The organism is Chitinophagaceae bacterium (genome assembly GCA_007695095.1).
In the GTDB taxonomy this organism is placed as follows: domain Bacteria; phylum Bacteroidota; class Bacteroidia; order Chitinophagales; family REEL01; genus REEL01.
On record REEL01000111.1, the window covers coordinates 67,449 to 73,821 of the forward strand.

Sequence of the window (6,373 nt, forward strand, 5' to 3'; positions counted from 1 at the left end):
ATTATTAAACTCACAATACTTTTTCATTAGATTTTACCAGGCTGTTTAATCTTTCTAAAGACTGATGTATTTCTAGCATTAGCTTTTGAACGATATTATCTACGCTAAGAATTTCATCAATCAGCTCTACACTCTGTCCGGCAGACCAAAGGTTTTTATAGCTTCCCGGTTTTACCGATTTTTCCAGCCAGTTCATACCTCTGTATTGGACAAGCATTTTAATATATTTTTTGGTATGTCTGTTTGTAGAAAGTTTTTTCTCAATCCATCCCTGACGATAGCCGATTTTTTTTGCATAATCAGTATTGATTACGTTGCAGGGAGTTCCGGAAAGCTTTTCAGTTAAAACAATATCTTCCATACCGGACTCAACAATTGCATTTTTATACTCCTCACTTACGGTAGCTTCTTTGCAGGCAATAAATCGTGTTCCAAGATATCCGGCAGCGGCTCCTAAAGCTAATACAGAAAGTATGCTTTCTCCATTTGCCAACCCTCCGGCAGCCAGTACCGGTTTTTCGGGAAATCTTTTTCTAAGGGATGGAATCAACAACTGATTGGGATAAGGCCCGGCATGACCACCTGCCCCCTGCGTTACAGAAACAAATCCGTCACACCCCAAATCATGAACCTTTTTAGCATGCTCTAAGTTTGTGATGTCACAAAATACCTTAGCGCCCGTTTTATGCGCCTCCTGTATAACTTCCTGCGGGTTTCCCAAAGAAGTGATATAGAAGGGTACGCCTTCATCCAAGCAGCATTTAAGATGTTTTTTATAATATGGATTTGTCTTTTGAACAATCATATTCACACCATAAGTCCCCTTTTCAGTATTATCTGTTTCGTAGGTGTTTCTCAGGGATTTTAAAACGGCAGTCAGTTCTTCCGGCTCCCTATAATTTAGAGAAGGAAAGGTACCGGCAATTCCGCTTTTAATAGCCGCCTTTACCATTGCCTCGTTAGATACTAAAAACATAGGCGCCATAACAATTGGATATTTGACATTTAGCATCTCTGTGAATGCTGTTTGAAAGCTTTTCATGTTTGAGGGTGGTTTTTAAATAAAAAGTCTATTGAATGAAAATCAATAATTAAATTTTTGAGTGACTACCATCACAAAAAGGTTTGTTAGAAGAATATTTGCAGCCACACCAGGCTATTTTTTTCTTTTCTTCTATTTTTTCAACTATGGGTTTAAAACCCGTTCCTTTGTGAGATCCGTCACAATAAGGTTGATTTTGGCTTATTCCGCAGGAGCACCAGGCATAAATTCCGGGTTCACAATCAATAACAAAAGGTGCTTTTTGAGGTATTTCAGGCTTATTCATAATTATAATTTTTTAGGTTTAAAATTTTATTAACAATACTTTTTTACGAATCTATAAAGTTGAAAATTTCCATTTTCTTCTTCTTTTTGAATTAGTTTCGGAAGATTTAAACCTTCCAGATCTTTGGTTCTGCAGTTTTGTATCAATGTTTTTGCTTTGAGTGCCATTAAAAGAAAACGTTCTTTTTTGTTGGGAATTTTCTTTTGCATAGCGTTTAACTCCAACACGACCTCATCAATTCCTTTACCGGTTTGAGCTACTGTTTTGAGCACCGGTATCGTTTGATTTTTTTCATTTTTTTTGGACTTTACCAGCTTTATTAGATTCAAATAGAAATTTTCAGCATTTGCTCTGTCAGCTTTATTTACAACAAAAATATCAGCAATTTCCATTAGTCCGGCTTTCATTGCCTGAACTTCATCACCGGATTCGGGAACCAATAATACTATAGTTATATCGGCCAGGCCGGCAATTTCCACTTCAGACTGGCCTACACCAACAGTTTCAATAAAAATATAGTCAAAACCGGCAGCGCGACAAAGATCCGTTACTTCAATTATTTTATCTGAAAGTCCCCCCAAAGAACCTCTGCTAGCTAATGACCGAATATAAACTCTTTCGTCTAAAAAATGCTCAGACATTCGTACCCTGTCCCCCAACAAAGCGCCTTTATTAAAAGGTGAGCTGGGGTCTACGGCTATTACCGCAATTTTTTTATCGGTATCAGACAAAATTTGTTTGACTAATTCATTTACAAAAGTACTTTTTCCTGCTCCGGGAGGTCCCGTAATTCCTATTACCGGGTTGTTTTTGGGGATGTCAAGTTTTAACAAAAGTTCCAGACCTTCATCGTCATAATTTTCAACTAAGGAAATTGCTTTAGCTAAACTTCTGATATCTCCGGAATATACTTTTTGAATTAATTGGTCAGTCATTTTTCAATAGATGCTTGTTTGTTTTAAGGTTTTACAATTAAAGGCAGAGTATGTTCAGATGAAAGGGAACTCAATTTCAGTATGTAGTAACCGGAACGAATATTTCCGGGTAATTTTAAGTTTAAAAAGGAATTATTTTGGTTAGAACTCCAATATTCTTGAAAAACCTTTCTCCCGGTTGCATCATAAAGGTTAATGGTAAAATCTTCCTGTAAAATTTCTTCAGAAAGAATCGTAAATTGATTTTGCACAGGATTTGGATAGATTAGAAAAGCATTTTGATTGTAGGCTCTAGGTCTTTCTATACCGGTAACTTCAAGAGCTCTTAAAACAGCCTGATAAGCATTTACTTTTCCTCTTCCCCAAAGGTTGCTGCCGGTGCTTGTTTCTGATAGCGAGTCAGTGTGTTGATCATGCAAAGCTGTTGACTGCAAAATATCTAAAGCCTGATTTGGCCAAAGCCCGGGATTAGCTTCCAGCATCAGTGCTACTATACCGCTGACAACAGGGGCTGACATTGAAGTACCGGATAAAGCCTGAAAAGGATACACCCTGCCTTCATAATCAACAGTTTCAGCATAATCAAACGGGTTTAATCCATCCTGATAGCTGGAGAGTGATGAAATGACAAGTCTTCCCGGGGCTGTGATATCCGGTTTAACCCGATAGTCTGTTGTTGGCCCCTGACTTGAAAATGAAGCAATTTCTCCAAAGACATAATTGCCGGTTGAAGCAACAAAGCGTTTGGCACGATATGCACCAACCGTTATTACGTTTCTTCCTGTCCCGGAAGGAACTGTCGGACCAAAGCTGACATCTCCCTGTATGTATCCGGGAAAGGGACTGCCGGCACCACTGCCCGCACTGAATAAAAAGCCTGCATTATTAATATATGTTTTCATCCGGATTAAATTCCATGCATGTAAGCGTGCATTATCTGAATGCATCTGTAAAACAACTCTGTTTGCAATTGGCTTTATAATTTCAACAATCATAAAAGACTTGCCGGTGTTTGAAGCCGGACCGGAACGGCTAATTCGGTAAGCTATACTATCTCCATTGTGAAACAAAGTATCTTCCAATACTTCAGGTATGTCATAACTGTTATACCAGGGCGTTTCTGCTAAAACAATGCCATTGGGACCGGGAAATCCCAGAGAAATGCTAAATGGATTGCCATCTTCTTCCCATATAGAAGCGACCTGACCTATGGAGTTATTAATAGAGACGAACTCTACCATAGTTTTAGCTGTGTCACTATTTTGAGAAAAGTCATTGAAAATATGAAAGGCAAACTGAGGGTTCCCATTGTTGCCCATGCTGCCAACAAAAATCCTTCCCTGACCTGCCACATCATCAATAACTGCATTCAATAAATCATTTCCATCATGCGGAAAAACATGACCTCCAAAACTCATATTGTAAACAACAGCTTTGCCAACATCATCAGCATAATTTTCTACATAAGCCAAAGCATCAGCCATGCCGGATGGCGTTTGCTGCATAGATATAAAAATCAGCTCAGATTCAGGAGCAACCCCTCTGTATTGGGTGCCGGCTCCACCACCGGCAGCAATGCCTGCAACATGCGTGCCGTGAGAACTTTTGTTTTCGTCCCAGTAGGGCACATCATGCAAACCGGCTTTAATCATTTGTTCCCCTATGAGTTCTTTTCCGTATCCGAAAGCAGGAGGGGGTGTGCCGGAATTATCGTTCATGTCCCACACCCTTTTAATTCTGAAGTTTTGCATAAGCGTATCGTAAAACATTGGGTGTGTATAGTCAAAACCCCAGTCCAAAACGGCGACAATAACATCTTTTCCATAAAAAGGTAAGGGTAAGTTTATACCTGAATAAACACTATCAGTATTAACGTCTTTCACAGCTTCGTGTAGAAAAGGCTGAATCATATTGCCGGCTTCGATATAGACAATTTCACTTATTTCAGAGAGTTTTGGAGTGTATTGCCAGGGCATCCGAAAACTAACGATATTGTTAAATACAGAGGTTATTCTTGCACCTTCTATTTTTTCTATTTTAGTTAGTGCATTTATATTTTCAAATTTTGCTAAATAGCCGGTGTACCAATCATTATTTTCCCATTGAAGCACATAAAGATTAATGATTTCTTCGGGTAAGTCTCCGTTTGTATCGAGATTGGTTTTTTCTAACTTTTCAAGGTCAAAAACCATGTTTTTAACTATAGGGGAAAAGTTCGACTGAGCATTTACTAAAGCAAGATTTAGTATGAGAAAAACGGGTATTAAAAGAATGTTTTTTTTGCTCATTGAAATAGGTTTGTGTGATTGTTATCCTTATGTATTAGAATTTATTTATCGCTAAGATACAGAATTCTGTAATGATTTATATAGAACAGACCTGAACTAATTGAAGTAAAAAAAATGCTTAAAACCGGTTGAAACTATTTATTTCTGACAGATTAAATAATAAAATAAAACGAGAAACTTAATTCCCGGCATTTCTAACAACAAAACTATATATTTCTTTGTTTAACTTTGCTGATAATAATTTCTTAAAAACGAATCATGCAAAAACGATACAAAGGCTTCATATTTTTCATCTGTGTAATGATTTTAAACTTCAATCCTGCTAATGGAGAAAACACTTTAATAGAAAAAAAAGATAAAATGAATTTGATTTATGTTTACGATGCTTTGTGTGGTTGGTGTTATGGATTTAGTCCGGTAATTACAAAAATTCATCAGAAATACAAAGCGGATTTTAGTTTTGAAGTAATTAGCGGAGGAATGGTAACAGGAGACCGGGTAGGTCCGATTGGTGAAGTCGCCCCATACATTTCAAATGCATATAAGGCTGTTGAAGATGCTGCCGGAGTTGAGTTTGGCAAAGCTTTTTTGGTAGATATTCTTGAGGAGGGCAGCACGAGATTTTCATCTTTTGAGCCGGCATTGGCTATGACAGTCTTTAAAGAAAAATTCCCGGAAAAAGCAGTTGAGTTTTCTGCAAGATTAAACAAAGCGATTTATTATGATGGAGTTCAACCGGCTGATTTAGAAAGTTATATTCCCATTGCGGCAGAATTAGGTTATAGAGAGAGGTCTTTTCGCAGAGCTTTGGAAGATGAGGAATATAAAACGAAAACCTATCTTGATTTTCAAAAATCCGGTTCTTTAGAGGTACGTGGTTTTCCTACGGTTTTTTTAGAGATAAATGGGGAAAGACACAGAGTTTCAGTAGGCTATGTTTCTTATGAGGAGCTTGAACAAAGAATTCAAAAAATTCTTACGGAAAAGTAGACTAAGCTAAATTTCTAAGTTATGGATATTCCAGATGAATACCCGGCCGTTTTGGGTGCTTGATTGTTATTTATTAGCGCTTAGACCCTTAGAAAGTGTATAATTTCATCTATAAGCATCAATTAAAAGCGTAAATATATAGCTATTTTATTTAATCTTTTTCCTTGATGAAAAGCAAAAAAGTCCCAAGAAGACCAAAGAGACCAAATTCCAAGATTTCAAAAATTCAAAGGCAGCAATTTTATTAGCCAGCTCATAAAAGGGAAAACCTAAAAAAATCTGTCATTACGAGCGCGACTACCGTAAGTATAGGGTTTTGTGCATGCACTCAAGTCGCGTGTGGTAATCTCCTGGTTAGAAAGAGCTGGAAATGGAAAAATTATGATGGAAAATGTTGTGAGAAGTCTCCCTATTAATGCGGAGATGCTTCCTGACGTCAGCATGACATGTAAGAGGAAGGCTTTTCTTATTCATTAAATTGTTAGAAAGACTAGAATAGTATTTTGAACCTCATGCTCCCAATCAAGAGATTGTCACACTTCAAGCTTACCCTCTCGGCTCCCCTTTTGAAGCTCACAATGATGGTGGGGTGTGAGGCTGTTTTTGCTCCATTTTCTTCTCATAGTCAAAGTTTTCTTGTTTTGTTGGACAATCCCTCAAGGCCCTGTTAAAGGCACGGAAGGCTTTAGTATTTATATTTTGGATGAACTTTAAGCTTAAAGACCATAAAGAAACCGTTTCGCAGAAGGAGTGCGGCCTTTATTCCGGACTTGGGGTACCCGCTGCTTGAATCTTGCGTGAAAAATTTTACTGTTCGACGCAAGGAGTTTAA

General features: G+C 37.8%; 5 protein-coding genes. 1 reads left to right on the forward strand and 4 read right to left on the reverse strand.

Annotated elements, in window-relative coordinates:
* Positions 1-10 precede the first annotated feature (10 nt).
* From EA412_07385 to EA412_07400, 4 genes are read right to left on the reverse strand one after another with little or no spacing between them, the layout of a single operon-like run.
* Positions 11-1,042, reverse strand: coding sequence for a nitronate monooxygenase (locus tag EA412_07385; GenBank protein ID TVR79042.1), 1,032 nt, complete (start codon positions 1,040-1,042; stop codon positions 11-13).
* Between the two features lie 49 nt (positions 1,043-1,091).
* Positions 1,092-1,328 (reverse strand): CDGSH iron-sulfur domain-containing protein, encoded by a 237-nt coding sequence (locus EA412_07390; GenBank protein TVR79043.1) that lies wholly within the window; start codon positions 1,326-1,328, stop codon positions 1,092-1,094.
* Between the two features lie 29 nt (positions 1,329-1,357).
* Positions 1,358-2,263, reverse strand: coding sequence for a methylmalonyl Co-A mutase-associated GTPase MeaB (gene meaB / locus EA412_07395; protein ID TVR79044.1), 906 nt, complete (start codon positions 2,261-2,263; stop codon positions 1,358-1,360).
* 23 nt (positions 2,264-2,286) lie between these two features.
* The gene (locus tag EA412_07400; protein TVR79045.1) at positions 2,287-4,551 is read right to left on the reverse strand and encodes a T9SS C-terminal target domain-containing protein; all 2,265 of its coding nucleotides are present in this window, start codon (positions 4,549-4,551) and stop codon (positions 2,287-2,289) included.
* 258 nt (positions 4,552-4,809) lie between these two features.
* On the opposite strand from EA412_07400, the gene EA412_07405 reads away from it, so the two are divergent.
* Complete coding sequence (locus EA412_07405; protein TVR79046.1) at positions 4,810-5,541, forward strand: DsbA family protein; 732 nt, start codon at positions 4,810-4,812, stop codon at positions 5,539-5,541.
* Positions 5,542-6,373: the final 832 nt, after the last annotated feature.